2 protein-coding genes are annotated in these 1,997 nt (G+C 37.6%); both read right to left on the bottom strand.

All coding sequences use genetic code 11. The annotated features are described in order from the left end of the window. Positions 1 to 365: 365 nt before the first annotated feature. The gene (locus tag ORQ98_RS29400) at positions 366 to 1,064 is read right to left on the bottom strand and encodes a hypothetical protein (protein WP_274692387.1); all 699 of its coding nucleotides are present in this window, start codon (positions 1,062 to 1,064) and stop codon (positions 366 to 368) included. Beyond that, positions 1,061 to 1,693, bottom strand: a complete 633-nt coding sequence (locus ORQ98_RS29395; protein WP_274692386.1) for a hypothetical protein — start codon at positions 1,691 to 1,693, stop codon at positions 1,061 to 1,063. Before ORQ98_RS29395 ends, ORQ98_RS29400 begins: the two co-directional genes overlap by 4 nt. Between the last annotated feature and the right edge of the window lie 304 nt (positions 1,694 to 1,997).

The following is a 1,997-nucleotide window of genomic DNA, read 5'->3' as shown; positions in this document are numbered from 1 at the left end:
AATCCTCTCATAACAGTGGATTATACACATGATGCTGTATTATTGAACCTAGAAATGATTCGCGACTGGTATAGTATGGAGTATTGAGAGTTACCTTTTTGATTTGATTTAAAGTAATGACACCTTTAATCAAAGCGGGTAACTCTCAACTTTCAAGTAAGAATTGCCCGATCAGATCGTGCCTAATACAATTTAGCACGAATCCCGGCCAACCCTCCTGTTGTCGTTAAACAAATAAGTTTGTAACTGGCTTAGACCCTGTAGCCTTTGTGCTGCCGTTTATATTAGTTCCGGTTACAAACTGATTTGTTCACCGACACCTGTGTTTATCTTTTGAGAAACTGTCATCCAAGCTCATGAAGTTATTAGCCAGTTATACAACCTCTTAAGCGTTCGAAAATCAGGTCTTCTCGGCCCTTATCCCCTTTTACAGCACTTTGAACTGCCAGCTCAAAATAATATTCATCAATTAATGCTTTGAATTGGTTAGCTATATATTGGCGTAAATCTTTTTCAGCAGAGTAAATTTCTTTGACGATTGATTCGCGACCATCAATAACATTTAAAATATCCTCAATATCTCTGCTATAAAGGATATCTCCATTTCCCCTTCCACGAAAAGCTTCAAGCTTAGTACCAATAAAATATTCAGGTTTAATAAGTTTGATCTTATTATCTGGCGTTAACAGATATTCTTGTGCTGTTTGAACCGATGCTGCGTACCACCTATTACTAAATCCAAGAGTTTTTTCATCTACTGGCATAAAATCAACCTTTAATTCACCAAGCAACATGCGGCAAATAACACCATCCTCTGAGTCTATTGGGTCTTTGAAACCCTTCGCTCTTAGTGTTTTTTGTAAGCTTGCCCATGCAGGATAACCAATGACATCAACTATTAAATCAACATCATCAGTGTATCTTACTTGCTCTTTAGTAAATTCATCGGTTATTAATAGCCCTGTAGTACAACCACCAACAAATACAACCTCGTTAATTAAGTCATCGCCAAGAGCATCAGCAACCACCTTAAGCATTGCTTTCTGATAGCTTATATTTGTCATTCTACTTCCTTAAAAACTTTGCTTAACATTTCTGTAGCTAAACCTCGCTCTCTTGGATGACCTATACGAATTGCATCAGTAAGAGCAAGCATTCCATACAAGTAACCATCTTGTTGAATTGCTTGAAATATGTTCGGATGCAGAGGCTCTATCAAAATACCTTTGGTATTACCTCTAGGGTTAGGCCAGACTGGAGGTAGATCTCCAGATGTCATCAACTTACCCTTTAGGATTGGAGCAGCAATAGATGTTGCAATTCCTCTAGCTAACTCGCCTTCTTTTGCAGGAAACACATAGCGAATTCCATAAGCGATAAACTCCATGAGTGATCTAGTGTTAACTTTGGGTACCAGTAATTTTCGATCAACCTTTGCTAGACCAACATCATACATTCGCTTCAAGCTTAGACTCACTTGAGTTTTGCTGATTCCAGTCAATTCAGCCAAGCTCCTAATGGTAAAGCAATGCTCAATATGATCTTGTTCTGTATAGGAAGGAGCTAAGCCTTTTTCATCCCAGTCAGCCCAATCATCATCAGCTTGTAAAATATCAGAGTCTATTTTTTTACCTGCAAAGTTTGCGTGTAAAGAGACTATTTTAAGTAGCAATAAAATATCTTGACTTTTCATAAATTAATTTTCAATTAGTCCCGCGTCCCAGGACACGGGACAATCTTAGATACTAAAAACTAATTTGTCAAGAAAATATGGTACTTACTGCTGAAAATCTTCTGTTTCAACGTGTCCCCTCTGTGAACGTGTGTGCAGCCTTTAATAACCTTTGGTAGCCTAACCTGTGTGAGTCAATTATCTTCGCAAGCTGTTGAGACATTAATAACACGGTTTATTGCTTAATATTACCTAATTATCACTATACCTAAGCCATTAGCTGCTGTATATTTGAACAGTATGGCAATTTGATTGAGAAGGTATA

The organism is Spartinivicinus poritis (assembly GCF_028858535.1).
GTDB lineage: Bacteria > Pseudomonadota > Gammaproteobacteria > Pseudomonadales > Zooshikellaceae > Spartinivicinus > Spartinivicinus poritis.
The sequence above is the reverse complement of the archived record's forward strand: the minus strand, read 5'-3'. Positions and strand labels throughout refer to the sequence as shown.